This is a genomic window from Marinomonas profundimaris (genome assembly GCF_000508165.1).
Classification (GTDB): domain Bacteria; phylum Pseudomonadota; class Gammaproteobacteria; order Pseudomonadales; family Marinomonadaceae; genus Marinomonas; species Marinomonas profundimaris.
This window is the reverse complement of record NZ_AYOZ01000005.1, coordinates 1-26,229: the sequence shown is the minus strand read 5'-3', so window position 1 is coordinate 26,229 and position 26,229 is coordinate 1. Positions and strand designations below refer to the sequence as shown.

Sequence of the window (26,229 nt, the reverse complement as noted above, 5' to 3'; positions counted from 1 at the left end):
GCTTTTACTCATTGTCTGCCGTAAATAGCTCTGATGCGTGCTTGTCCATCAACTCTAAAGCCATACCGCCACCACGAGCAACACAAGTAAGCGGGTCATCAGCGATGATCACTGGCAAGCCTGTTTCTTCACTGATCAGACGGTCAATTTCACGCAATAACGCGCCACCACCCGTTAGGACCAGACCAGTTTCACCGATGTCAGCCGCCAATTCTGGTGGAGATTGTTCAAGTACACCTTTAATAGCTTGTACAATTTGAGCCAGTGGCTCTTGTAACGCTTCAAGAATTTCCGTACTACTCAATACGAAAGAGCGTGGTATCCCTTCCGCCAAGTTACGGCCACGTACATCAATTTGTAATTCTTCACCAGTATGGTACGCCATACCAATTTCCGTCTTAATACGTTCAGCGGTTGCATCGCCGATCAAGCTACCATATTGACGACGAACATAGGTCGTAATAGCTTCATCAAAACGGTCACCACCAACACGGATGGACTCAGAAGTCACAATACCATTCAAAGAGATGATCGCAATTTCAGTTGTACCACCACCAATATCAATCACCATAGAACCCGATGCTTCAGCTACAGGAAGACCTGCACCAATCGCAGCCGCCATTGGCTCTTCAATAATATACACTTCACGCGCACCAGCGCCCAAAGCAGACTCTTTAATAGCGCGGCGTTCAACCTGAGTAGATTTACAAGGAACACAAACCAAAACACGAGGGCTTGGTTTCAAAAAGCTGTTCTCATGAACTTTAGAAATAAAGTACTGAAGCATTTTTTCCGTCACATGAAAATCAGCGATAACGCCGTCTTTCATCGGTCGAATAGCCGTAATGTTACCCGGCGTTCGGCCCAACATACGCTTCGCATCGGTACCAACTGACGCTACTGTTTTCTGATTTCCATTATGACGAATGGCTACTACAGACGGCTCATCAAGCACGATTCCGCGGTCGCGAACGTAAATAAGGGTATTTGCCGTTCCTAAGTCAATGGACAAATCACTTGAAAACATTCCCCTGATTTTCTTAAACATGAATTCCTACACCCTGATAAATACGATACGAACAGCCTCAAAATGTAACAATCGCTTGCCCATTGGGCAAGTTGATTCAACGTAAATCTTAAAAAAGTTCCCTAGCACGCCATTGTTTCATTGAAAAAAACCCATATTCAAAAAATAAGCTAGGTTTTTCACGCTGTTAGCTTTATAGCAATACAAGTTAGGGATACAATAAAAGCCATTTACGACAATCATTATTCAGGTGGAACATGTCCATAGACAAACAAGACGTGCAAAAAATTGCACACTTGGCTCGCCTCGCCCTCACAGAGGAAGACGCCGATCAATACCAACACTCATTATCCAGCATTTTATCGCTTGTCGAACAAATGCAATCTGTGAACACAGATGGTGTTGAACCACTTTCAAACCCGCTTGAAATGACACAAAGATTAAGAGAAGACAAAGTCACAGAAGGCAATCGCCGTGACGCATTCCTAGCGAACGCACCTCAGACCGAAGCCGGTCTTTTTCTTGTACCGAAAGTGATCGATTAAGAGAGCCAAGCATGTTCGAACAAAGCATCTCGACATTAGCGAAAAAATTACGTAACAAAGACATATCCAGCGTTGAGCTAACCCGCCTTTTCTTAAAGCGCATAGCCACACTTGATCCACAATTGAATAGCTTCATCACAGTTAGCGAACAACAAGCTTTAGAGCAAGCCGCTGCCGCTGATATTTTACTCAGCAGTGGAAAAGGCTCCAGCCTAACGGGCATACCAATCGCACACAAAGACCTTTTCTGCACTGAAGGCACGCTAACGACTTGCGGCTCTAAAATGCTGAACAACTTTATTCCGCCTTATGAATCAACCGTCACAAGCCGCATCCAGGAAGCGGGCGCCGTCATGCTGGGCAAAACCAACATGGACGAATTCGCCATGGGCTCTTCTAACGAAAACAGCTTTTACGGTGCCGTTAAAAACCCTTGGAATTTAGACATGGTTCCTGGTGGCTCTTCTGGCGGCTCAGCTGCAGCTGTTGCTGCCGGACTCGTGGTTGCCGCAACAGGAACAGACACCGGCGGATCCATCCGCCAACCTGCCTCATTTTGCGGCATTACCGGCCTAAAACCGACTTATGGTCGTGTATCCCGCTTCGGCATGATCGCTTACGCATCCAGCCTAGATCAAGGCGGCCCGATGGCGAAAAGCGCCGAAGATTGTGCGCACTTACTACAAGCCATGGCTGGATTTGATGAAAAAGACTCCACCTCATCTGAAACACCAAATGACGACTACATTTCAAACCTAAACACACCACTCACAGGATTGAAAATAGGCCTACCTAAAGAGTACTTTGGCGAAGGCCTTGACCCTAAAGTAGCTGACATCATCATGACAGCAGTGAAAGAGTTTGAAAAAATGGGCGCGATCGTGAAAGAAATTTCACTACCAAACCTGCAATTGAGCATACCGTCTTATTACGTGATCGCACCGTCCGAGGCATCATCAAACCTATCTCGCTTTGATGGCGTTCGATTTGGTCACCGCTGTGATGACCCGAAAGACCTATTAGACATGTACAACCGCTCACGCGCAGAGGGTTTTGGCACCGAAGTTCAAAAACGCATCATGGTCGGCACTTACGCTCTATCAGAAGGCTACTACGATGCCTACTATTTAAAGGCACAGAAAATACGCCGCTTGATCAAAGAAGACTTTGTCAAAGCATTGAGCGAGGTGGATGTGATTATGGGCCCTGTCGCACCAACAACCGCATTTGGTCTTGGCAGTAAAACCAGTGACCCCGTTGCCATGTACCTAGAAGACATTTACACACTATCCGTCAATCTTGCCGGCATTCCAGCAATGTCGATTCCTGCAGGTTTTGCCAATGGCATGCCAGTTGGCCTTCAAGTAATGGGCAACTACTTTGCCGAAGCCAAGTTGCTAAACGTAGCGCACCAGTATCAACAAAATACTGATTGGCACTTACAAACACCAACAATGGCAAAAGGAGCTTAAGCATGAATTGGGAAGTTGTTATAGGCCTTGAGATTCATACTCAGCTCACGACCAAATCAAAACTATTTTCTGGCGCCGCCGTTGGTTTTGGCGCAGAACCAAACACACAAACAACACTCGTTGATCTCGGCATGCCTGGCGCACTCCCTGTTTTCAACAAAGAAGCCTTGCGCATGGCCGTTATGTTTGGTCATGCCGTCAATGCTGAAATCGGCATGACATCCGTTTTTGCCCGCAAAAACTATTTCTACCCGGATCTACCAAAAGGCTACCAAACCAGCCAAATGGATCACCCAATTGTTGGTATTGGCCACCTTGATGTAACCCTAGAAGATGGCACCACATCTCGCGTTGGCATTACACGCGCCCACCTTGAAGAAGATGCAGGCAAGTCACTGCATGAAGACTTCCAAGGAATGACGGGAATCGATTTAAATCGATCCAGCACACCATTACTTGAAATCGTCTCTGAACCCGATATTCGCTCCGCCAAAGAAGCCGTCGCTTACGTGAAGATGATTCACTCTATTGTGACGTATTTAGGCATATGTGATGGCAATATGGCAGAAGGCTCAATGCGTTGCGACGTCAATATTTCATTGCGACCTAAAGGCCAAAAAGAATACGGCACTCGTACCGAAATCAAAAACGTTAACTCGTTTCGCTTTATTGAAAAAGCCATCTACACTGAAATTGAACGCCAAGCGGACATTTTAGAAGATGGCGGACGCATCACTCAAGAAACGCGACTGTACGACCCTGAGAAAAACGAAACACGTAGTATGCGCTCTAAAGAAGACGCCAACGACTACCGTTATTTCCCTTGTCCTGACCTGCTACCAATCGTCTTGACTCAAGACTACGTCGACGAAATCAAAGCAAGCCTACCAGAACTCCCTCGTCAAAAGGCCGCACGCTTTCAAAGCGAGCATAGCCTAAGCGAATACGACGCCAACGTACTGTCGTCATCACGTGCTATGGCAGATTACTTTGAAAGCGCCAACGCTGTCGTAAAGGACGCAAAAGTGACTGCAAACTGGGTCATGGGCGAATTGAGCAAACTGCTTAATCAAGAGCAACTGGACATTGAAAACGCCCCAGTCAGCGCTCAAGCCTTTGGTGAATTGCTTGTGCGTATAAAGGACAATACGATTAACGGGAAAACCGCCAAAGACGTACTCCAAGCAATGTGGGAAGGCGAAGGCTCAGCGGATACCATCATCGAAGCAAAAGGCTTAAAACAAGTTACAGATACTGGCGCGATCGAAACCATGATCCAAGCGATTCTGGATGCAAATCCAGCTCAAGTGGAACAGTATCGAGCGGCAGACGAAGATAAGCAAAAGAAAATGACTGGATTCTTCGTTGGTCAAGTCATGAAAGCATCACAAGGCAAAGCCAATCCAGGCCTAGTCAACCCCATTCTTACCAAAATGCTTAAAGGCTAATTACCAGCCGAAGTAGAAACCAAAAAATACCGCGCCATTTGCATGACGCGGTATTTTTTAATCCCCTCAGACACCTAAACACTAGTGATCCGAAACAATTCTATCTCTGCCTAAACGCTTCGCTTCGTATAAATTTTGATCTGCGACACGAACCAATTCTTCAAAGGAATCAACAGGCTGACTACACAAGCCCACACTGCAGGTCAAAACAATCTTAGCCTCAGTCAATTCTTTCGATCGAAGCCCACTCAGAAACGCTTCCATTTTACCCTGCAACTCTAAACCACTAACAGGCGCCACAATGCAAAATTCCTCACCACCAAAGCGGCAAGCTAGCATACTAGGAAACGCCAGACGAATTTCTTGACCTACTGCTTCCAATAACTCGTCACCAACAATATGACCATAGGTGTCATTAACACGTTTAAAATGATCAAGATCTATCATCGCCAATGACAAATAAGACGAAGCTTCACGAAAAAGGCGCTCACCCTCATCAAACAGGCACCGTCTATTCTTAAGCTTAGTCAGTGGGTCAATGTTCGCTAAATCGCGAATGGTTTCAAGCATTTCCTGAGCTTCTAAACTGTGCACCACTCGACAATGAAATTCCTCATGATAAAAAGGCTTTTTCAAAAAATCATTCGCGCCCGCTTTAATAAACTTAGCCGACAACGCATTATCACCCTCAGCTGACAAACCCAAAATAACCAAATCTTGGAACCGTGTGTTGTACCTCAACATACGAACAAGCTCATAGCCATTCACCAGCGGCATATTATGATCTGTTATCAGCATTCTGATTTCAGGATCTTCTTCTAATTTAGCCAATGCTTCTTGGCCATTTACCGCTTCAATGACTTTAAAACGATATTGCTCTAGAAGGATTTTAATAAATAACCGACTGGTTGAAGAATCTTCAGCAACCAGAATTTTTATACCCTGATTTTTACTCAATCGCTCAATGACTTTAATAACATGATTAAAAGAATATCGACTGTCTTTGGTGATGTAATCTAAAACACCTTTATTCAAAAGACTAAGTCGCAAATTGTCATCAAACGTCCCCGTCAATACAACACAAGGAACCTTATGGGAGAGAACCAAGTCGACAATTTCGCCATTTTCAGCGTCGGGTAAATTAAGATCCACAATAGCCGCAAAAAACTCTTCATCGGAATTAAGCCTCTTTTTCGCTTCGCCATAACACGCACACAGAACTGGAATAAAAATAGGGTTTTGAGAAAGTAAGTGGTTAAGAACCTTTAACACCACAGGACTGTCTTCAACCACCAATATTTTTCGTTCTATCATCATTCACTCAATCCCAAATTAAAAAGCGATCTCTGTACTTTTTGCAGTATATTTTACAATTATCCCCTATGACCCGCGATTCGGATACTCTAAAATATCGCTACCAAGTGTCATTTTGTAAATGGGCAACGCACCCTTTTCTCATTTAACGGACACTCACAGCGTCTACATAAGGTTATTTTATATGCAATGTCGACCAAGTTGCGGCGCTTGCTGCACCGCTCCTTCCATTTCCTCGTCAATCCCTGGCATGCCAAATGGAAAAGCAGCGGGCGAACCTTGCATACAACTCTTAGAGGATTATCGCTGCGCTATTTTCGGAGACCCTTCAAGGCCAAAAGTTTGCACAGATTTTACCGCTGAAATATACGCCTGCGGAAACAATAGAGCAGAAGCCATTAACATTTTGGCACTCATGGAAAGTAACACAACCCCAATACACACAAGTGCATTAAAAAGGAAATACCAATGACACCCGCAAAACAACTACTGCCTTTACTTTGTGTCAGCCTGTTACTCAGCGCCTGCTCCACCTCCAACACGAGCAAACAATTTATCGTTGTACCACCAAGCGAATCTCAAATTGAAACCAGCGTGAAAGACCAAGTATCATTAACACTAAACGCATTCACACCCGTTGCTGGGCAAGCACTACCCAACAACAGCGTACTTGAGGCTTATAAGGCGCGCGGCTACGATCCAATTTGGATCAAAGATAAAAAAATTAACACGTCGATATACAAACTCGTCGACATCTTAGAGCAATCCTATACCCATGGCCTTAATCCGATCCACTACCACGCAAACATCATTAAAGAATATCTAGAACTAAAACAGCCTAGCCCTCAACAACTGGCCGAAATGGATGTAATCAGCACCATCGCCTTAACCAGCTACGCCCATGATTTGAGCAACGGCAGGTACGAACCCCTTCTGATTGATCCAAACTGGCAACTGGACGCACCAAATAACAACTGGAAAGATCTGCTGTATTTAGATTCAGCAACCGACATGGTCGATTCGCTGCGCTTACTCGCACCACGCAGCCCTCAATATCAAGTTCTACAAAAATGGCTGGTTTATTACCAAGACTTAGCCGCGAAAGAAAAAGACATTTTTGTCAGCGCCGGTGTTCCTCTATCCGCTGGCGACGAAGGCCCTCGTGTCGCCCAACTTAGAGCACGACTAGTGCAACTGGGTGACATTCGTTTCTCAACCCGAAAAGTAAACGAAGAGCAATTCGATCTACGCCTAAAAGATGCACTCATTCGATTCCAACGCCGTCATCACATTACCGCGGATGGCGCCGCTGGCTCAAAAACAATCGAAATGCTCAACGTTCCATTAGAAACAAGAGCCAAACAAATTACCTACAACTTAGAAAGATGGCGCTGGCTCCCAAGCGAACTGGAAGCCAACCGAGTTTGGGTTGACCTGACAAACTACACCGTAAACATGCACTTAAACGGCGAACTGACCTCAATGAAAGCAGTGATCGGTAAACCGGAAAGAAAAACCCCCGTTTTTAAAGGCCTAATGACGTACATGGTCACCAATCCGACATGGCGCGTGCCACACCGCATCGCTAGAGAGAACCTACTACCTAAACTGCAGACCGATCCAAACTACCTTGTCAAACACGGCTACAAAGTCTACTCAAGCTGGAGCATTGGCGCGAAAGAATTGGATTCCACTAAAATTGACTGGCAAGGCATCAATGAAGACGAACTGTCATTCCGCTTTGAGCAAGAACCAGACGAAGGTAATGCGCTTGGCCAATACAAATTCATGTTCCCGAATAAAAATGAGATTTACCTGCACGACACACCTGCCAAACACCTATTTCGTGAAGAAAACAGAGCTTTCAGTTCAGGCTGCGTTCGACTAGAAAATCCGAAAGAATTCGCGAGAGAAATCACCAAAGGCAGCAAGCAACTGAATGAAATGAATAAAGCACTAAAAAATGGCAGTAACACTGTCATCTCTTTGCCTACCTACATTCCAGTGTATTTGGTTTATTTCACCGTCGTTCCTAATGCCAACGGCATGCTGGAATTCCGTGACGACATATACGAAAGAGACACACTAATGGAAGAAGCAATGGGTTACAGCGCCTTTCGCGCCAAAGACTCCATTTAAAACAATCGCATAAAAAAACCCTATAAACGTCATGACGCTCATAGGGTTTTTTATGACATAGAATAAAGAGAACGAAAACTATCTAACCATAATACAGACAGTGACTTCTTCACGATCATGATACAAATGCTTAACTTGATATTTATAACTTACTCCCGCTTTACGAAGCAGGCTTTCGATTGTTTCAAGACACAACGATACTTCTTGATAACGTTTTTTCATTGGAAGCTTTAAGTTAAAAATCGCCCTTCTTGTCCAACCACTTGCTAGCCATTTCGCCATCAGCTCCGCAACCTTAATAGGCCGCTCAACCATATCGCAGACCAACCAATCAACCGTATAAGGCGGCTCATACTTAAAGCCATCAGCCTTTTCATGCTCAACCAAGCCCGTTGACATCAACTCTTTTTGCATTGGCCCATTGTCTATAGCAATAACATGGATACCTTTCTTCACAAACTGATAGGTCCAACCACCTGGCGCCGCACCAAGGTCCACCGCCGTCATCCCTTCAATGAGATCCTCTTCTAATGTCTGTTCTGGAACAAATTGTAAAAAAGCCTCTTCCAATTTCAACGTCGAACGACTTGGGCCAGCTGCCGGAAAGCGCAATCGACGAATACCCATTGGAAACTCACTACGACAAACCGCATAAGACACCCCCAAATAGGCCGCCTCACCATCCAACATAAACACATGATGTCGCACACCAACCGCTTTATTACGCAGCACACCAGACTTCTTCCAACCTTCTCGCAAAGGTTTATCTAACTTTTTGATCAAGCTGGACAGTGATTTGGCCTCATTGGTATCGGCCGTTTCAATCCAAATCTCTTCCGCCAATGGCAATTGTCGAGCCGCCTCCAATAAAGACTCAACACGGCCGCCTTGCTCCAACTCAATCACATCATTCACAGCAATAATTTGGCGCGCGAAAATGAGGCGATTAAAGTCTAACTGCTGAATCAACAACTCGCCGGCATCTTCCTGATCAAAGTTATACACAACATAACCTGCGTCTTGCACTACTTTAGCGTAGCCATAAAAACCTTTACTACTTGCCACTTCCGATAGCTCTGCCGCACAGTCTTTTTCAAAACCCTGACGGCAATAAACCAAAACATTTTTCATTAAAAATCCTTCTCAACGAGGCTTACCCCTGCTGAGTTAAGTTAATTACTTTCTAGAGGGCCACTTTAATAACGATTCATCAAATTGAGCAACAACAAATTTAGCTAACTCAGACGAAAAATGCGCCCCAAACGTTGGTAGACAAACATACCGCTTCACCTCACCCTGCCATTCAAAGTGCAAAGCATAAGCATGCAAGTAACCCCTGTCTGACTCTTCTCCACCATACCTAAGGTCACCCAAAATTGGCGACCCCAAACTCTTTAACGCCACACGTATCTGATGCGTCTTCCCCGTCAGAGGCCTAACCACAAAAAGCCTAAACCCTTGATAGGCAGAAGAAAAAAACTGAGTGACCGCCATATTTTCATTACCTATAGACAGCTTCCATTGCCCTCTTCTACTCGGCTGCATTCCGCCAGAAACCGTTCCCTGTTTCTTTTTTGGCTTTTTAGAAGACAACGCCAAATAACGTTTTTCTACCTGATGCGCCTCAAACATTTTCCCAAACTTAGACGCCGCATCTGCATGACACGCAACAATCAACAGCCCCGATGTTATCTTGTCTAAACGATGGACAGGAAAAAACGTTTGGTCTGGATAATCGATTGCCAAAGATTGCATCACACCAAGACCCTCGGACTCAGCATGAAAACTCATCCCCGCGGGCTTATCGACAATCCAATAATCATCAGTACGAAATAAAATTTGCAGAAAACTTGCCTCATCACGAATAAATAAAGGAAAAACAGATTAGCCAACAAGTTTATCCACAGAGAAAGTGGACAACTCATATGTCAATACAGAGAAGTAAATATTTTCTAATTTTGAAAGCTAGAGTGTACAGAAATACGATTTCGACCATTTCGCTTGGCGGTATACAACGCCTTATCCGCCATAGCCAGTATTTCTTCATAACGAGAAATGTTTGGCCCAATCGACGCCAATCCAGCACTGATGGTAACGGGAATCACGATACCCTGCTCTGTTTCTATGAGCATATTTTCAACAGCATCCCGTAAACGCTCCATCACCACTTCTGCATTTTTTAGATTTGTATTGCGCATAATCACTATAAACTCTTCACCGCCATAACGGCCAATCTCGTCCTGACTACGAATCACAGACCCCATCATGGTTGCCACTTGCGCTAACACCAAATCTCCAGCCTCATGGCCAAACGTGTCATTAATTTTCTTAAAGTGATCCAAATCGACGATGGAAAAAACACACAGTTCACGATTAATAACCGAGTCTGCAAATATATTCACTGCGTCTGCCAGCACTTTACGACGGTTAGACAGCCCCGTTAACTCATCTCGTTCCGCCAAAGTACGTAAATGGCTGTTTACCGCCTTTAATCGACTCATGACCAAATTAATCACAACGGCAAAATTAAAACACACAGAAAGAAAGACAATGGTTAATACAACAGCCTGCTCGAACGCGGTCAGGTAAACGCCTTTAGGGTTCAGAAATTCGCAAACCAAAAACAACAGAACGGAACCCGTTACGACCCAATATTTGGTGAACCGCTGATCCACCCTAAACACGATAAAAGCATAAGCAATCACATTGACAAAAAACCAATGAAAACCACTAGCGGAACCAAAATAGAACAAACTAAGAATGGTGATTTGACAGATTTTCACAATGGGCATCAACAACTGCGCACGAGAAAAATATCCCATGTAGTTGTAACGCAAACCCACCAAACCAATAATCAAACCAACAAAAGAAAAGAAGGCAATAGAGGGCATTTGACGAAATAAAAATACGACGATCATCACAAGACAGCTGACACAAAACATCAGGTAGGAGAAGTTCACTACATGTTTCTGGTTCAAGTCGTTCCCGAACGCATCGGTAAACCCGAGGTTAAGAAGCTTTCCTATTATTTTTTTGATTGAAAAAAACACAGCCTTCCTAAGTAGAATCAAGCTTGAATCACCATGTTCGCCATGACCTAAACTTCAACAAAATGAAAAAATACGTGCGCATTCTACAGAAAACGATCCTTTTTTTCTATTAATTCACACAATGAAAGCGGCTTTATCGCCAAGGTTGAGCCTTCCGAATTATTTCATGAGAAAAAATATTCCCTAAAGACAAGCACGTTGATTTTACGTATTCTAATCCGTTAATAAATAACGCTTCTGGCATGAAATTTGATTAAAAACATAATATTAATAGCAACCATTTTAAAATATTAACTAATCGGTCAAATAAAGTGAAAGGCAACTAATTTGACGCACCAAACAAGACCGATGAAACCCAAAATGGTGCAAAAACAATGAAAGCGGTCTATTTTGAGAAGAAAAAAAGACCTAAGTACTCACTATAAAAACCCCACTAATATAAAAAATAAGGTGCTGGCACATTGAATACACACAACTCGGTATCACGCCTTGAGCTTGTAAACATTACCAAACAATACCCAGGCTGCCTTGCCAATGACAACATCAGTATCACACTGATGCCGGGGGAAATTCACGCGCTATTAGGGGAAAACGGAGCAGGGAAAAGCACCCTAGTAAAAAGCATTTATGGCGTCGTTTCCCCAGACAAAGGCGACATTATTTGGGATGGCAGAGAAGTCAGCATCAAATCTCCTTCCATCGCCAGAGACTTAGGCATTGGAATGGTATTTCAGCACTTTTCATTGTTTGAAACCTTAACCGTTTGTCAAAACATTGAACTTTGCTTAAGCAAAACCCAGCTAGTTAATATTGGAGATTTAGCCAGCAGAATCACTCAACTTTCTGAAGAATATGGACTCAATGTTAACCCAAGCCGCTACGTACATTCCCTCTCTATTGGAGAAAGACAGCGAGTTGAGATCATGCGCTGCCTTGTACAATCAGTAAAACTTCTCATCTTAGACGAACCAACGTCGGTACTAACCCCTCAAGAAGTGGCGGGTCTTTTTGTCGTACTACGAACCTTGTCAAATGAAGGTTGCAGTATTTTATTTATCAGTCACAAGCTTCACGAAGTCACTGAAATTTGCGACAAAGCCACCATACTTAGAGGCGGAAAGGTCGTCGATACCTGCGTTCCAAATGAAGAAACACCCGCTTCCATTGCAAAAATGATGGTGGGCGATCTTGCTGAACAAGATGCCGGATACGCTAAAAAAGAGGGAACAGAATCTGTCCTCTGCGTCTCAAGTTTATCTTTAGAACCCAAACAACCTTTTGGAACAGCGCTAAAAGACATTACCTTCGACTTGAAGTCTGGTGAAATATTAGGCATCGCCGGCGTAGCTGGTAATGGTCAAGACGAACTGATGGCCATAATCAGTGGTGAAGACGAACGAAACATAAAGAGCACCCTTTCTCTTTCCAAGCAAGACATCGGACATTTACATGCAGGCGAACGCCGAAAGCTCGGCATGGCTTACGTTCCAGAGGAGCGATTAGGCCGAGGTGCCGTCCCAGAAATGAGTTTATCCGAAAACACATTACTGACTCACAGCGAAGGTTTTATCCGCAATGGACTTGTGGATTGGCAAAGCATAAAAGACTACACAACCACAATGATCGCCAAATACAAGGTGAAATGTCACGGCGAATTTTCAGAAGCTAAAAGCCTAAGCGGCGGTAATTTACAAAAATTCATCATGGGACGTGAAATAGGTCAAAATCCTAAAGTGCTCATATGCGCGCACCCGACATGGGGTGTCGATGTTGGCGCGGCCCTTGCCATCCATCAAGCGCTACTCGAACTTCGTGATCAAGGCGCTGCCATTTTGCTCATATCTGAAGACATAGACGAACTGTTTCTATTAGCGGACCGTATGTCCGCTATTTGCGATGGCCATTTATCTCCTGTGGTAAAAACAGAAAGCACCAATATAGACCAAATAGGCCAGTGGATGGCAGGCACCTTTATCGACAACAAGTCGGTATCGATTAGCAATACTACACCAGCACAAAAGGCCAATTCATGATCCGCATTCAAGCTCGAACCGAGCCCAGCTCATTAATGAAAGTGGCTTCTCCGCTGCTTGCTATCACATTAACCCTAATCTTCGGCTGTATTTTATTTTCTGCCATTGGAAAGTCCCCAACTCAAGCTCTGCATGTTCTGCTAATTGCACCTTTAGCCGACAGTTATAATATTGGTGAAATGTTTGTAAAAATGGGCCCCCTTCTACTGTGCGCCGTTGGCTTATCGCTGTGCTACCGAGCCAACATGTGGAATATTGGAGCAGAAGGCCAGCTACTAGCTGGCGCACTCGGAGGTTCAGCGGTTGCGCTTTACTTTATCGACTCCGAGTCGTCTTTTGCCCTCCCTATGACACTGTTAGCCGGTATAATTTCTGGCATGCTCTGGGCAGCGATGCCGACTTTCTTAAAATTGAAGTACAACTCAAACCTCATTTTAACCACCATCATGTTCAACTATATTGCCTTATACCTTCTTATCTGGGCTGTGCATGGTCCATTGAGAGACCCAGAGGGTTTTGGCTTTCCCGAGTCGGCTTTATTTTCAGATAACACACTTTTACCTGTTTTATTCGAAAGCAGCCGAATCCACCTTGGTATTGTTTTCGCACTCATATCAGGTGTGATTGGCTGGTTTATCTTGAGCAAAACACACCTTGGCTTTCAAATACGTGTTTTTGGTGCAGACGAACCTGCTGCACGGTACGCAGGCTTTAGCGGTAAAAAACTCAGCTGGTTGGTTATGCTTTTTGCCGGCGCATTGGCGGGGCTCGCTGGCGTAAGTGAAACAACAGGCCCAATAGGGCAACTGGTTCCAAACGTGTCTCCTGGGTATGGCTACTCTGCCATCATCGTTGCGTATTTGGGTCGACTACACCCACTTGGCGCTATTCTCGCCGCGGTCTTTATGGCGGTTCTTTACATGGGTGGCGATCTGGCTCAAATTGAAATGGGCATTCCCGTTGCTGTCGTCAGTATGTTCCAAGGCGTTTTATTGTTCTTTCTCTTGGCTTGCGACTTTTTCATCAATAATCGTCTCGCCTTTACCAACCAAGCGACAAACTAGGAGCACATTTTGGACTCAGATCTCATCGTACAAATTTTGTTTGCCGCTATCAAAACCGGCACACCACTACTTTTTATCGCACTAGGCGAAGTCATTTGTGAAAAATCGGGCACATTAAACCTTGGCCAAGAAGGCATGATGCTAATGGGCGCCGTGGTGGGTTTTTTAGCCGCTTACGGCACAGGAAGCGCTGGCTTGGGTGTGCTTGCTGCCATGCTAATGGGCGCCCTCATGAGTATGATTTTCGCTGTGCTCGTATTGCATCTTGGTGCAAACCAAGTCGCCACAGGACTTGCACTCACCATTTTTGGCACAGGGTTAAGCGCCTTCATTGGTTCTGGTGTCGTTGGACAAACCATACAAGGCTTTCAACCAATTGCGATACCGTTCCTATCCGACATCCCATTTTTGGGTCGCATTTTATTTAATCATGACATTTTGGTGTATTTTTCTTTTGTCATGACGTTCGCGCTTATTTATATCGTGAATAAAACCCGCATCGGCCTCATTCTCAAAGCCGTTGGCGAAAACCCTCACGCCGCTAACGCAATTGGCATCAAGGTGCTCAGAGTTCGCTATTTAGCCGTTATGTTTGGCGGCATTATGGCGGGGGTTTCAGGCGCGTACATGTCATTGGTTTATACGCCAATGTGGGTAGAAAACATGACAGCGGGTCGTGGTTGGATCGCGCTCGCTTTGGTTGTGTTTGCTTCATGGCGCGTGGGACGCATTATGCTTGGCGCTTATCTATTTGGATTGGCCAGTATTATGCATTTAGTGCTTCAAGGATTAGGCTGGTCAATCTCACCAAACTTACTTGCCATGTTGCCTTATGTGGCAACCGTGATTGTCATGGTGATCATCAGCGCGGATAGATTCAAAGAAAAACTACTCGCGCCTCGCTCTTTGGGGAAACCTTTTGATCCAAGAAACATGGCCTAAGAAATAGGATTTGTTACAGACGATTGTTTTGAAATTAAATAAAAAACGCCTTCGGGCACAAAAGGAGCAAAGAAATGAAACTTAAAAGTTTACTGGTGAGCCTAGGGCTATTGGCTGGAGCAAGCATTGCTCAAGCAGAAGAGCCGCTAAAAGTGGGTTTTGTTTATGTAGGACCAGTGGGTGATTTAGGCTGGAGCTACGAACATGATATGGGCCGTAAAGGCTTAGAAGAATACTTTGGCGACAAAGTAAAAACCACGTTTGTTGAAAACGTCCCAGAAGGAGCTGACGCAGAGCGCGTTATCACTCAATTAGCGAAAGCTGGAAATGACCTAATCTTCACCACGTCTTTTGGCTTTATGAATCCAACGGTTAAAGTTGCAAAGCGCTTCCCTAAAGTGACGTTTGAACATGCAACAGGCTACAAGCTGTCTAAAAACCTTGGCACCTATGTACTTCGTACTTATGAAAGTCGTTATATTTCTGGCGTAACAGCAGGCATGATGACAAAAACCAACACCATTGGTTACATTGGTTCATTCCCAATCCCAGAAGTTATTCGTGATATTAACGCCGTTTACATGGGCGCTAAAAGTGTTAATCCTGATGTGAAAATCAAAATCGTTTGGGCGAACACTTGGTATGATCCAGGTAAAGAAACCGACGCTGCAAACGCACTAATGGACCAAGGCGTTGACGTGATGCTTCAGCACACAGACAGCCCTGCCCCCCTTATTGCAGCTGAAAAGCGCGGCCTACGTGCAATCGGCCAAGCGTCTGACCAAAGTAAATTCGCACCAAACGCTCACATATTTTCTGTACGCGACAACTGGGCGCCTTACTACATAAAAGAAGTTCAAGCGGTTATGGATGGCACATGGCAATCGAAAGATTTCTGGGGTGGCATTCAAGACGATATGCTAACACTGGCGTCTATTAACCCGAATCTTCCAAAAGATGTTCGCGCTAAAATTGACTCAACTTACGCCATGATCAAATCGGGTGAGTTCAAACCATTCACTGGCCCAATCAAAGACAACAAAGGCAACATCGCCGTTCCTGCTAACCATTCGTTAACAGACGTCGAGCTTGCTCAAGTAAATTGGTATGTTGAAGGCATTACTGACAAGATTCCTCACTAAACCTTATATACAGCCAGCGCCGCTGGCTGTATATTCCCCTGTTTTTTTAACCACGACAAAAACACGCACACGCTATTCTTTTCATCTTAGTTTTTATCACTATATTTAAGAATCCACTCTGCATCATTACAGCCACATTAAGGTAATCCTATGGACACAACAGACACACTGGTCGAGCTATCAAAGAAAATGCCAAAGACCGAACTGCACCTGCACATTGAAGGCACCTTTGAGCCAGAACAGATGTTTGCCATAGCACAGCGCAACCAAGTTAAATTGAAGTACGATACTGTAGACGCCCTAAAAGCAGCCTATCAATTCACCAATCTACAAGACTTCCTCGACCTTTATTACCAAGGCATGTCTGTACTGCTTCATGAAGCCGATTTTTACGACCTAACCATGGCGTATTTAGAAAAAGTGAACAGCGAGAACGTCGTTCATGTTGAGATATTTTTTGACCCTCAAGGACATTTGTCTCGAGATGTGCCGTTCGATGTACAAATAAAAGGTATTTATAACGCACTACAAGACGCCCAATTAAAATGGGGAATGACCTCTAAGTTGATCATGTCTTTTTTACGTCACCTAAGCGAAGAAAGCGCCTTTGAGACACTCGAACAAGCAACCCCCTTCCTTAGCTGGATCGATGGTGTTGGATTAGACAGTTCAGAACTTGGTCATCCGCCCGAAAAATTTTCGCGCGTGTTTGAAGCATGCAAGAACCTCGGCCTGAAAGTCACCGCTCACGCCGGAGAAGAAGGTCCGCCAGACTATGTTTGGCAAGCCATTGACCAAATCGGCGTTGACCGAATAGACCACGGAAACAGAGCGCTTGAAGACGATAAACTCGTTGCTGAAATCAAAGCTCGCGGTTTGACTCTGACCGTTTGCCCACTGTCTAATTTAAAACTTTGCGTCGTCAATGACATGAAGGACCATCCAATCACAAGAATGCTTGAACTTGGCCTGAATGCCACTGTCAACTCGGACGATCCAGCGTATTTCGGCGGCTACATGAATGACAACTATGCGTCATTGGTTCATCGCACGGGTATCTCCAAAACTGAACTACTGCAACTGGCCAAAAACGGCATCACCGGCAGCTGGATGGACCATCATACAAAAGAGCAACACTTAGAGCGATTGCACGCCCTTTTCCAATAAGTAACCTTAAAGCGAATGGCTCATATCGATTTAGTTAAAAAGAATGACTGAACCTCTCATTCTTTTTAACCTCGCGATTTGATTATGATAAGATTCCTTTTTTAAAAAACGACCGAGCCAAACACATGTCAACAACACCCATTATTGATGATACTTTCTACCGTTTACCAAGCAGCGAACGTTATGATCACGTTCTTAAACTGATCAAAAAAGAACAATCTATCTGGACGCTGGCTGACGCAGAAGGCTGCTTAATCATCGATCTTGGTAGTGACAAGGTATTGCCAATATGGCCTGCAGAAGCGTTAGCACTTGGCTGGGGCGAAAAAGATTATGAAGGCTTTTCCGCTCTAGAAATAAACGCCGCCGATTGGTCTGAAAAATGGCTACCGGGCATGCAAAAAGACAACTTCTCTGTCGGCGTTGCGCCAAACCTTGCCGGAGAGTGCATTGTCTCTTCTGCCGAAGAGCACGCAGTCGACTTACAAAACTAACGCCCTTAAAAGACACAACAAGAAGAACAACACGGCGTGCACCTTCCGTTAAAGAAACCATTCAACTCACTCACACAGTTCGCTGTGTGCCTGAGCTTGTTTGCTGTGTTTCTTATTTATTTCGCCCCTCTCTTCTCGCAAATCAGTAACACCCTCTCCTCGCAATCTGTATCCGAAAGCCCCCTGACTATAGACGCCATGTCTCCCATGCAAGCGATGCCTGCAGAAGTCAGACCCATGTCTGAAAACATGAGCGTTGCAGGACATGATCATGCACAAGTGATAGCGCGTGAGAAAACATCACACTCGAACCACAAAGGACACGAAGGTCATCACGCACAAGGCGAAAGCACCAACATACTGGAAGCGTGTGGATATTGTTCGTTACTCTTTCATTTAAATTGGATGGACGTCAAAACCTTCGAACTGGTTCCTTTATTACAAAGCCGCTACCCAACAATCGTTACCACCACTATTGCACGTAAATACCCTGCACTTTTCACCTCCCTTCAGCCAAGAGCACCACCAAACAAGACGAGTTAATTCACCCAATACATCACGACACCTCATTATTCTGAATGAAAGGCAGAATATGAGTACATTCGTGCGCATTTTTATAACGTTAGAAAAGTGAGCTTTAGTTCAGAGTCGTTACGTTGACCTTTTCTAAACACGAGAATTTACTATGTCTACAAATACACCCCAAAAGCCACCGGAGTCATCCAGCGCCATGCTATTACTGATGACACGACTACATTTTTACATCGGCTTGTTTATTGGTCCATTTATCTTTATTGCTGCCCTAACCGGCACGCTTTATATTCTTTCGCCTCAAATCGAAAATGCCGTTTATAAAGACGCCCTTACCACGGACAACGTGGGCGAAAACCAATCGCTCGCGAAACAAATTGCCGCAGCCAGATCTCACCTAACAAACGATTTAACGCTTTTTGCCGTTCGTCCAGCGCCAGAACAAGGTGACACGACGCGAATCATGTTTTTGGACCCTACCGCCAATCTAACCGGCGCCAGAGCATTATTCATAGACCCTGTCACCCTTGATTTAAGAGGCAATCTTCCGGTCTATGGCACCAGTGGCGTCTTACCCATAAGAACCACCATCGACTTCTTACATCGTCAACTCTTACTCGGTGAAGTCGGTCGTTATTACAGTGAATTAGCCGCATCTTGGCTATGGATCGCAGCATTGGGCGGTTTGTTTTTATGGTACAAAGGTGGCAAAAAAAATCGCGCTGAACTGGCATCAAAAACAAAACACTTACGCAAGCGCAGACGCCACTACCAGGTTGGCCTGTGTATTTTTATCGGCTTGATTTTTGTGTCGGTTACCGGACTCACTTGGTCGAAATGGGCCGGCGGAAATATTGGTACGTTACGTGCGAACATTGGTTGGATTACACCCTCTGTGTCGTTAGACCTAACCAGTAACAACGCCATGATAAACACGGACGAACACGCGGATCACACACATCAACACACATCAAAAACAGACACAACAACACCTGTTGTTAACATCCATCCAGACCTTCTTTTTGACGGCGTTTTAAACGCCGCACGTGATGCGGGAATCGACGCAAATAAAATCGAAATCAAACCGTCAAAAGGCGAAGGGAAAGCATGGTTCGTCCGTGAAATTGACCGATCTTGGCCGAGCCAAGTCGACAGCGTCGCAGTGGACGCCAACACAATGACCGTCACCAGTCGTGCGGATTTCGCCACCTTCCCCGTTGTCGCTAAATTAATTCGCTGGGGAATAGACGCTCACATGGGCATTTTATTTGGTGTCGTTAATCAGATCTTACTAACCCTCTTCGGCCTTTCGTTATGCTTTATGATTGTTTGGGGCTATAAAATGTGGTGGATTCGCCGACCAACGGCAGGCGCTACGTCCAAACCTTTGCTCCAAGCATGGGCAAAGCTTTCAACCACCCAAAAATTACTGACACTTTTCGTAGCGATCGTTTTGGGCATCAGTTTACCGGTCATGGGCGTCAGCCTACTGGTCTTCTTATTGATCGATGTTTGGCGTTGGAAACGTCAATAACACAACAATCCATTCCCCGAGTCTGATTTAAGGCTCGGGGAATGTTTCAATAAACAATCGCTTTCTAAAGCACTTCTTTGGCCTTTCCGCTGGTCTCTTGCCTTGTTATCAGTAAAATACGGGCTCTTATTTCATTATCGCCAGAACACGACATTTATGGACGCTCAAACACTCGCCACACTGACAGAACAAGTTTTATCCAAACTTCTCGCATCACCACAAGGTGCGCTACGGCTTTTTCATGGACGAGGCAGATGCTTTCCGGGGCTTGAACACATCACGGTCGATTGGCTTGAAGGGCAAGTATTGGTTTCTCTTTTCAAAGAGCCATCTCAAGATGCATTAGATAAATTAAATAATGAATTTATCAATTGGACGAATAAAGCAGAATGGTCCGCCAGCAAAGCCCAATCGCTTTTGCTACAGCACAGAAGCAGAGACAGAAGCCCGACAGAATGCGTATGGGGCAACTATCAAGAACACCAAATCGTCACCGAAGAAGGCTTACAATTTCAGCTCGACTTAGGAAAAAACCAAAACTCTGGTCTCTTCCTAGACATGCGATACGGACGCCGCTGGGTAAAAGAAAACAGCCAAGACAAACGTGTACTTAATTTATTCGCCTACACTTGTGGCTTTTCCGTGGCGGCCATTGCAGGTGGCGCGGATTTTGTTGTGAACTTAGACATGGCGAAAGCGGTACTGAGTCGAGGAAGAGAAAATCACCGCCTCAACCAACATGACCTCACGAATGTGAAGTTCTTTGCGCACGATATTTTCAAATCATGGGGGAAGATCAAAAAATACGGCGAATACGACCTTATCATCATTGATCCGCCGACGTTTCAGCGCGGCAGCTTTGCACTAACCAAAGATTATCAGAAGATATTACGTCGCTTACCAGAACTGCTTACAGAGAACGGCCAAGTGCTCGCTTGTGTCAATGATCCAACCTTACCATCGCAATTTCTCATCGACGGAATGCGAGAAGAAGCCCCCAGCCTTGAATATCAATACCGACTCGAGAACCCACCTGAGTTCCCAGATATTGATATCGAAAGCGGACTAAAAGCACTTATTTTCCAGAAAACGCCTTCAACCGACCATTAATCAGATAAGGAAAGCACAATGTCGAAAACCACCGTGACATTTGAATACGAGAAAGAAACCAAAAACAGCGTGCGATACCAAGAAGTGCCAGAAGAAGGAAAGGCGCCCATCATGGGGACGCTTTATGTACAAAAATGGTTTGCTGGCAGCAGCAAAACACTGGAAATCACCATTGAGAAAAAAGACTAATATTCAATAAAAAGGTGGTGTTTCGTTGCATTACCACCTTGCTTTACCACCTTGCTTTACACCACGAAGAGTTCACTACCCTTTCATCAAAGGTCGCCTAATTGGCAACACATTCCCCACAACCGTCCCAACAGAAATACACACCAAAGCAATAATTAACCCTGTTGTAATTTGCTCACCAAACAAAGGCACCGCAAACACGCTCGCAAGTAAGGGAACCAACGCCATGAGCGCACCCATTTTTGTCGCACCTAAAATATGAACCGCCTTACCATAACAAACAAACTGAACCGCAATGGCCATGACCGCCTGATAAAAAGCCTGCAATCCAATCATGCCGTATGAAACACCCTCAAAAGCATTCGACAATTGAGTCAAATAATAGGGCGTAAACAATAATGTGGTCGCCGTAATCACCCCTAACGTTGCATGCCACGGTATGAATTTCCAACGCCTTAATAAAACGGTAAAAATCCCCCAAAACAAACAAGCTAACACAAAACTGATGTCACCTAACCAATAAGAAACACCGGACAAAAGCGTCTCTAAAAGCAACGCCAAAATCCCCAAGCTACTAATACTGATGCCCAACCAAGCAAACCGACCGTGCCTTTCTGCCGCAAAGAAGAACGCCAACACGGCAATCATAATGGGCATCAAACCGGGCAACAATAACGCCGCATGAGTTGCAGGGGCATATTGGAAACCATGAAAGACAGAGAGCGAATACGCCAAACCACCAATCGCGCCGACTGTCATCATTCGCCATTGAAAAATGGCTTTACGCTGAACCCAAATAAAAGGGGAAAACAGCACAAACGCGGTGCCAAACCGCACTATCATCATGTCAGGCAAAGACAGCGACGCCAATGCGCCTGCACGGGAGATCAAAATAAATCCCGTCCAAACCAAGACAGCAATTAAGGCAAATACATACCCCTTTATTATGATTTTGCGATCCATCATTGCTTGTTCTTTCATACGTCATGCATCTCAGCGATTTTGAAAAGGAAATCAGTATATCCGTCATAACGCCTAAAAAGTGAAAAAAATGTCGTCGACTCTTTTTACACTGCGACACCTCTACATTACGGCATCACTGCTTTCTTAAGAGACAAAAACGTAGAGACAACCAATGACTAAAACGAAGACATTTTTCATCCGACTTATCTCACCACTAAAGCCCTATTTATATTTTTTAACGCTCACACTTTTTTGCTTAACAATAAGTCGTTTGTTGCTGATGGGATGGAAGTACGATCGCATTGATTCCGCTTCCGATTGGTTAACCCTTCTCGGCTTTGGCCTACGCATTGACCTTGCGTCAATTGCATACATAATTGGCATACCGGCGGTGATCAGCCTGCTGATTTCAGGTATTCCTTATCTGAATCGGGCTTGGAATATACTGACGCGCATTTGGCTCACCAGCACCTTCGTATTATTGATTTTCATGGAAGCATCAACACCTGCGTTTATTGAAGAATACAGCCTTAGACCAAACCGACTTTTCGTAGAATATTTACTCTACCCAAAAGAAGTCTTTTCCATGTTAATTGAAGGCCACAAACTTACATTGTTGGTCACTTCATTGATCACCACCATCACGGCTATTCTGGCGTACCAGTTTTTTCGTAAACAAAGCATTGTCTCTCGCCCTCAACCAAAATGGTTAGAACGACCTGTATTAATTGTGCTGGTGTTTGCGCTGGCTTTCCTTGGGGCTCGCTCTACGTTGCAACACAGACCCATTAACCCAAGTTTAACGGCTTTCACAAACGACCCATTAGTCAATAGCCTAACACTGAATTCCACTTACTCTTTGCTGTATGCCGTGAATCAAATGTCCGGCGAAGTGAGTTCTTTCAAGCTGTACCCAAAGATGTCTCAGCAACAAGTTTTGACTGAAATTCGTAACGAGATGAAACTTGACGACAGTGAATTTATTTCCCCAGAGCTTCCGACTTTGCACAAACAAGTCGCGACATATCATTATGATCGACCAAAAAACTTAGTCATTATTCTTGAAGAAAGTCTTGGCGCACAGTTTGTTGGTAGTTTGGGCGGTTTACCCCTGACACCGGAATACGACAAATTGGTACCAGAGGGTTGGGCATTCAACAACCTTTACGCCACAGGAACACGCTCTGTACGTGGTATAGAAGCGGTTATTACCGGCTTTGTTCCCACGCCAGCTCGAAGCACCGTGAAGCTTCCGAACTCTCAAACCAATTTCTTTACTATTGCGAAGTTGCTTGGTCGACAAGGTTACGACACGAACTTCATTTACGGTGGCGGCGCGCATTTTGACAATATGAAATCTTTTTTCTTAGGCAATGGTTTTGATTCCATTATTGAAGAGAAAGACTTTACCAATCCTGAGTTTGTGGGGTCCTGGGGAGTCAGTGACGAAGACCTTTTCACGAAAGCGAATCAAGACTTTGTTGAGAAATCTAAGAATGGAAAACCGTTTTTCAGCCTTGTCTTTAGCTCGTCCAATCATGATCCTTATGAATTCCCAGACAATAAAATAGATCTTTATAATGCGCCGAAGAATACACGTGAGAATGCCGTAAAATACGCCGATCATTCCATTGGCCATTTCTTTAAACTGGCGAAAAATGAAGACTATTGGAAAGACACGGTTTTCTTAGTGGTCGCTGATCATGACGCAAGAACAACACGGTCGGACCTTGTTCCAATTCCGAGTTTTCACATTCCTGCATTAATTTTGGGTGATGGCATTGCGCCTAAACAAGACACTCGTATCACCAGTCAAATTGATTTAGCGCCAACACTTTTATCGCTCATCGGTGTGGATTCTACTCATCCCATGATTGGTCAAGACATGACAAAAGTGGGTGATGACTATCAGGGACGAGCCATCATGCAGTTCAATGATAATCAGGCGTATTTTAAAAATAACGAAGTAGTGATTTTACAGCCCCAAAAATCACCCAAGACGTTCCTTTATGAAAATACCAAACTTACACCAAGCGACAGCATTAACCCAAGCTTGGTAAACAAAGCCATCGCACACCCACTTTTGGGCACTTGGCTTTATAATGAACGACGTTACGATATACTAAGAACCAACAACAGATAGAGAATAATCACATCCACGCCAAGCGCTTCGCTTGGCGTTTTTTTACCTAAAAATAGAACTCTCTGTTTTTTATTTGCAAAACTTGCGCTTCATTAATACGAAACCGATCCATTTCCCCCAAATCCCCTGTACTTGCTTTTTAGAAATGGATCTATGCACTATTTCGTGCTAAATTCGCCCCGCTATGGTGCACTTTTCATGCGCAATTTCCGAATTGCAAACGCGACACCTCCCATGACAAAGACGGCTTTCCCCATAACCACCGCACTCTAGTATTCAAATAACGATTAAAAAAGCTCATCGAGCTCATCTTATTAAGGACTTTCTATGCAAGCATTCATTGATTTCTTAAACGGGATCATTTGGAGCCCTGCCCTAATTTATCTCTGCCTAGGCGCTGGCCTTTTCTATTCCATTCTGACGCGTTTTGCACAAGTGCGACATTTCAAAGAAATGTGTTCTCTACTGTTTAACTCGAACGAATCCGACAAAGGCATTTCTTCTTTCCAAGCCTTAGCGGTTTCATTATCTGGCCGCGTTGGCACAGGTAACATCGCTGGTGTTGCAGCGGCCATTGGCTTTGGTGGCCCTGGTGCCATTTTCTGGATGTGGGTCGTTGCTTTCTTAGGCGCTAGCACGGCATACGCAGAATCCACGTTAGGTCAGCTGTATAAAGTCAGCGAAAACGGTCAATACCGTGGTGGACCAGCGTACTATTTCGAACGCTGCCTTGGCTGGCGTTGGTTGGGCGTTTTGTTTGCCCTGTCGTCGATTTTAGCATGTGGTGTTTTCCTTCCTGGAATTCAAGCCAACTCTGTTGGCAACGCGGTTGTACAAATTTTCGGTGAAGGCACGGTTGTGTCCAGCTCATTTGGTGACGTAAGTTCAACCAAACTGGTTGCATTGGCCGTGATTTTGGTTGTCTTGGCGTTCATCATTTTTGGTGGCATTAAACGCATTGCTAACTTCACTCAAATCATCGTGCCTTTCATGGCGCTAGGTTACATTGTGATGGCGCTGATCGTTGTCTTCTTAAACCTAGACAAAGTGCCTGGCATCTTCGGTATGATCTTCAGCGATGCCTTTACAGCGCAAGCAGGCTTTGGTGCCGCTATCGGTTGGGGCGTGAAACGTGGCGTTTACTCAAACGAAGCCGGTCAAGGTACTGGCCCTCATGCGGCAGCCGCTGCTGAAGTTCAGCACCCTGCACAACAAGGTCTTGTTCAAGCGTTCTCAGTTTACATTGACACCTTGTTCATCTGTACCGCTACGGCGCTGATGATCTTGATCACCCAGCAGTACAACGTGCAAGGTTCATTGGCGGATGGTCAATTCATCGTGCAGAATGTGGATCCTTCTACGATCATTGCATCTCCTGCGTTTACGCAAATGGCATTGGCAAGTGTGTTTGGTAGCGTTGGCCCTATCTTTGTTGGTGTTGCGTTGTTCTTCTTCGCCTTCACGACCATTTTGGCTTACTACTACATCGCAGAAACCAACGTGGCGTACCTACGTCGTGCATTGAACGTCAATGTATCACTGACATTTGTAAAACTGCTTATCATGTTCATGGTCGCCTACGGCACCGTCAACACCGCAGGTTACATCTGGAACCTTGGTGATGTTGGTGTAGGCCTGATGGCGTGGTTGAACATCGTTGGTATCATCACGATTTTCTTCATGGCGAAGCCGACAATGAAAGCCTTGCGCGATTACGAAGAACAAAAAGCGTCTGGCGTAACAGAATACACCTTTAACCCTAAAGCCCTTGGCATTAAGGGTGCGGAGTTCTGGGAAAAACGTTTCGACAAGCAACAAGCCGAAAAAGCAGAAAAATAACCTCTGCCTGTTTCTGTATTGAAACGTACACTGCCTGATAAAACAGGTCACAATAAAAAGGGTCAGCGTAAAAACGTCTGACC

At 44.8% G+C, this 26,229-nt stretch carries 23 protein-coding genes; 17 read left to right on the top strand and 6 right to left on the bottom strand.

Features of this window, described 5'->3' with window-relative positions; all coding sequences use genetic code 11:
• Nucleotides 1–4: 4 nt before the first annotated feature.
• A complete protein-coding gene (locus D104_RS23290) occupies nucleotides 5–1,048 on the bottom strand; it encodes a rod shape-determining protein (protein ID WP_024023052.1) in 1,044 nt (347 codons plus the stop codon).
• A gap of 236 nt (nucleotides 1,049–1,284) precedes the next feature.
• Between D104_RS23290 and gatC the strand changes: the two genes are divergently transcribed.
• Genes gatC through gatB form a run of 3 tightly spaced genes read left to right on the top strand, consistent with a single transcriptional unit; the run spans nucleotide 1,285 to nucleotide 4,492 of the window.
• The gene (gatC, locus tag D104_RS23285; protein ID WP_024023051.1) at nucleotides 1,285–1,572 is read left to right on the top strand and encodes an Asp-tRNA(Asn)/Glu-tRNA(Gln) amidotransferase subunit GatC; all 288 of its coding nucleotides are present in this window, start codon (nucleotides 1,285–1,287) and stop codon (nucleotides 1,570–1,572) included.
• A gap of 11 nt (nucleotides 1,573–1,583) precedes the next feature.
• The gene (gatA, locus tag D104_RS23280; RefSeq protein ID WP_024023050.1) at nucleotides 1,584–3,044 is read left to right on the top strand and encodes an Asp-tRNA(Asn)/Glu-tRNA(Gln) amidotransferase subunit GatA; all 1,461 of its coding nucleotides are present in this window, start codon (nucleotides 1,584–1,586) and stop codon (nucleotides 3,042–3,044) included.
• A 2-nt stretch (nucleotides 3,045–3,046) separates the two neighbouring features.
• A complete protein-coding gene (gatB, locus tag D104_RS23275) occupies nucleotides 3,047–4,492 on the top strand; it encodes an Asp-tRNA(Asn)/Glu-tRNA(Gln) amidotransferase subunit GatB (RefSeq protein WP_024023049.1) in 1,446 nt (481 codons plus the stop codon).
• A gap of 81 nt (nucleotides 4,493–4,573) precedes the next feature.
• Here the strand turns inward: gatB and D104_RS23270 are convergent, their stop codons facing one another.
• Nucleotides 4,574–5,809, bottom strand: coding sequence for a GGDEF domain-containing response regulator (locus D104_RS23270; RefSeq protein ID WP_235075886.1), 1,236 nt, complete (start codon nucleotides 5,807–5,809; stop codon nucleotides 4,574–4,576).
• Between the two features lie 238 nt (nucleotides 5,810–6,047).
• Between D104_RS23270 and D104_RS37525 the strand changes: the two genes are divergently transcribed.
• Together D104_RS37525 and D104_RS23265 are read left to right on the top strand one after the other, a co-directional pair.
• A complete protein-coding gene (locus D104_RS37525) occupies nucleotides 6,048–6,278 on the top strand; it encodes a YkgJ family cysteine cluster protein (protein ID WP_235075892.1) in 231 nt (76 codons plus the stop codon).
• Nucleotides 6,275–7,945, top strand: a complete 1,671-nt coding sequence (locus D104_RS23265) for a L,D-transpeptidase family protein (RefSeq protein ID WP_024023046.1) — start codon at nucleotides 6,275–6,277, stop codon at nucleotides 7,943–7,945. The genes D104_RS37525 and D104_RS23265 overlap by 4 nt, the downstream gene beginning before the upstream one ends.
• A 78-nt stretch (nucleotides 7,946–8,023) precedes the next feature.
• On the opposite strand, the gene rlmM is transcribed toward D104_RS23265, so the two are convergent.
• The 3 genes from rlmM to D104_RS23250 form a co-directional block, all read right to left on the bottom strand.
• The gene (rlmM, locus tag D104_RS23260; RefSeq protein WP_024023045.1) at nucleotides 8,024–9,076 is read right to left on the bottom strand and encodes a 23S rRNA (cytidine(2498)-2'-O)-methyltransferase RlmM; all 1,053 of its coding nucleotides are present in this window, start codon (nucleotides 9,074–9,076) and stop codon (nucleotides 8,024–8,026) included.
• Between the two features lie 45 nt (nucleotides 9,077–9,121).
• On the bottom strand, nucleotides 9,122–9,784 hold the full coding sequence (locus D104_RS23255) for a TIGR01621 family pseudouridine synthase (RefSeq protein ID WP_268743891.1): 663 nt from the start codon (nucleotides 9,782–9,784) through the stop codon (nucleotides 9,122–9,124).
• Nucleotides 9,785–9,897: 113 nt separating this feature from the next.
• Complete coding sequence (locus D104_RS23250; RefSeq protein WP_235075885.1) at nucleotides 9,898–10,923, bottom strand: GGDEF domain-containing protein; 1,026 nt, start codon at nucleotides 10,921–10,923, stop codon at nucleotides 9,898–9,900.
• A gap of 533 nt (nucleotides 10,924–11,456) precedes the next feature.
• Between D104_RS23250 and D104_RS23245 the strand changes: the two genes are divergently transcribed.
• From D104_RS23245 to D104_RS37445, 10 genes are all read left to right on the top strand, one after another.
• Nucleotides 11,457–13,028, top strand: a complete 1,572-nt coding sequence (locus D104_RS23245; RefSeq protein ID WP_024023042.1) for an ABC transporter ATP-binding protein — start codon at nucleotides 11,457–11,459, stop codon at nucleotides 13,026–13,028.
• The gene (locus D104_RS23240) at nucleotides 13,025–14,092 is read left to right on the top strand and encodes an ABC transporter permease (protein ID WP_024023041.1); all 1,068 of its coding nucleotides are present in this window, start codon (nucleotides 13,025–13,027) and stop codon (nucleotides 14,090–14,092) included. The genes D104_RS23245 and D104_RS23240 overlap by 4 nt, the downstream gene beginning before the upstream one ends.
• A gap of 9 nt (nucleotides 14,093–14,101) precedes the next feature.
• On the top strand, nucleotides 14,102–15,034 hold the full coding sequence (locus D104_RS23235) for an ABC transporter permease (protein WP_024023040.1): 933 nt from the start codon (nucleotides 14,102–14,104) through the stop codon (nucleotides 15,032–15,034).
• A 74-nt stretch (nucleotides 15,035–15,108) separates the two neighbouring features.
• A complete protein-coding gene (locus D104_RS23230; RefSeq protein ID WP_024023039.1) occupies nucleotides 15,109–16,176 on the top strand; it encodes a BMP family ABC transporter substrate-binding protein in 1,068 nt (355 codons plus the stop codon).
• A gap of 150 nt (nucleotides 16,177–16,326) precedes the next feature.
• On the top strand, nucleotides 16,327–17,343 hold the full coding sequence (locus D104_RS23225) for an adenosine deaminase (RefSeq protein WP_024023038.1): 1,017 nt from the start codon (nucleotides 16,327–16,329) through the stop codon (nucleotides 17,341–17,343).
• Between the two features lie 125 nt (nucleotides 17,344–17,468).
• Nucleotides 17,469–17,837, top strand: a complete 369-nt coding sequence (locus tag D104_RS23220) for a DUF2750 domain-containing protein (protein ID WP_024023037.1) — start codon at nucleotides 17,469–17,471, stop codon at nucleotides 17,835–17,837.
• Nucleotides 17,838–17,873: 36 nt separating this feature from the next.
• Nucleotides 17,874–18,380, top strand: coding sequence for a DUF2946 domain-containing protein (locus D104_RS23215; protein WP_084545992.1), 507 nt, complete (start codon nucleotides 17,874–17,876; stop codon nucleotides 18,378–18,380).
• Between the two features lie 142 nt (nucleotides 18,381–18,522).
• Complete coding sequence (locus D104_RS23210; RefSeq protein ID WP_024023035.1) at nucleotides 18,523–19,902, top strand: PepSY-associated TM helix domain-containing protein; 1,380 nt, start codon at nucleotides 18,523–18,525, stop codon at nucleotides 19,900–19,902.
• A gap of 156 nt (nucleotides 19,903–20,058) precedes the next feature.
• Nucleotides 20,059–21,012, top strand: a complete 954-nt coding sequence (locus tag D104_RS23205; protein ID WP_024023034.1) for a class I SAM-dependent methyltransferase — start codon at nucleotides 20,059–20,061, stop codon at nucleotides 21,010–21,012.
• 18 nt (nucleotides 21,013–21,030) lie between these two features.
• Nucleotides 21,031–21,201, top strand: coding sequence for a hypothetical protein (locus D104_RS37445; protein WP_024023033.1), 171 nt, complete (start codon nucleotides 21,031–21,033; stop codon nucleotides 21,199–21,201).
• Between the two features lie 75 nt (nucleotides 21,202–21,276).
• Here the strand turns inward: D104_RS37445 and D104_RS23200 are convergent, their stop codons facing one another.
• Nucleotides 21,277–22,167 (bottom strand): DMT family transporter, encoded by an 891-nt coding sequence (locus D104_RS23200; protein ID WP_024023032.1) that lies wholly within the window; start codon nucleotides 22,165–22,167, stop codon nucleotides 21,277–21,279.
• A 169-nt stretch (nucleotides 22,168–22,336) separates the two neighbouring features.
• Between D104_RS23200 and D104_RS23195 the strand changes: the two genes are divergently transcribed.
• Both D104_RS23195 and D104_RS23190 read left to right on the top strand, forming a co-directional pair.
• Nucleotides 22,337–24,307 (top strand): LTA synthase family protein, encoded by a 1,971-nt coding sequence (locus tag D104_RS23195; protein WP_024023031.1) that lies wholly within the window; start codon nucleotides 22,337–22,339, stop codon nucleotides 24,305–24,307.
• 327 nt (nucleotides 24,308–24,634) lie between these two features.
• Nucleotides 24,635–26,146, top strand: coding sequence for an alanine/glycine:cation symporter family protein (locus D104_RS23190; RefSeq protein ID WP_024023030.1), 1,512 nt, complete (start codon nucleotides 24,635–24,637; stop codon nucleotides 26,144–26,146).
• Nucleotides 26,147–26,229 lie beyond the last annotated feature (83 nt).

Coding starts and splice junctions, on each gene's coding strand:
- D104_RS23290 (WP_024023052.1), bottom strand. CDS start 1,048: ATGTTTAAGAAAATCAGGGGAATGTTTTCAAGTGATTTGTCCATTGAC.
- gatC (WP_024023051.1), top strand. CDS start 1,285: ATGTCCATAGACAAACAAGACGTGCAAAAAATTGCACACTTGGCTCGC.
- gatA (WP_024023050.1), top strand. CDS start 1,584: ATGTTCGAACAAAGCATCTCGACATTAGCGAAAAAATTACGTAACAAA.
- gatB (WP_024023049.1), top strand. CDS start 3,047: ATGAATTGGGAAGTTGTTATAGGCCTTGAGATTCATACTCAGCTCACG.
- D104_RS23270 (WP_235075886.1), bottom strand. CDS start 5,809: ATGATGATAGAACGAAAAATATTGGTGGTTGAAGACAGTCCTGTGGTG.
- D104_RS23265 (WP_024023046.1), top strand. CDS start 6,275: ATGACACCCGCAAAACAACTACTGCCTTTACTTTGTGTCAGCCTGTTA.
- rlmM (WP_024023045.1), bottom strand. CDS start 9,076: ATGAAAAATGTTTTGGTTTATTGCCGTCAGGGTTTTGAAAAAGACTGT.
- D104_RS23240 (WP_024023041.1), top strand. CDS start 13,025: ATGATCCGCATTCAAGCTCGAACCGAGCCCAGCTCATTAATGAAAGTG.
- D104_RS23230 (WP_024023039.1), top strand. CDS start 15,109: ATGAAACTTAAAAGTTTACTGGTGAGCCTAGGGCTATTGGCTGGAGCA.
- D104_RS23225 (WP_024023038.1), top strand. CDS start 16,327: ATGGACACAACAGACACACTGGTCGAGCTATCAAAGAAAATGCCAAAG.
- D104_RS23220 (WP_024023037.1), top strand. CDS start 17,469: ATGTCAACAACACCCATTATTGATGATACTTTCTACCGTTTACCAAGC.
- D104_RS23210 (WP_024023035.1), top strand. CDS start 18,523: ATGTCTACAAATACACCCCAAAAGCCACCGGAGTCATCCAGCGCCATG.
- D104_RS23205 (WP_024023034.1), top strand. CDS start 20,059: ATGGACGCTCAAACACTCGCCACACTGACAGAACAAGTTTTATCCAAA.
- D104_RS37445 (WP_024023033.1), top strand. CDS start 21,031: ATGTCGAAAACCACCGTGACATTTGAATACGAGAAAGAAACCAAAAAC.
- D104_RS23200 (WP_024023032.1), bottom strand. CDS start 22,167: ATGATGGATCGCAAAATCATAATAAAGGGGTATGTATTTGCCTTAATT.
- D104_RS23195 (WP_024023031.1), top strand. CDS start 22,337: ATGACTAAAACGAAGACATTTTTCATCCGACTTATCTCACCACTAAAG.
- D104_RS23190 (WP_024023030.1), top strand. CDS start 24,635: ATGCAAGCATTCATTGATTTCTTAAACGGGATCATTTGGAGCCCTGCC.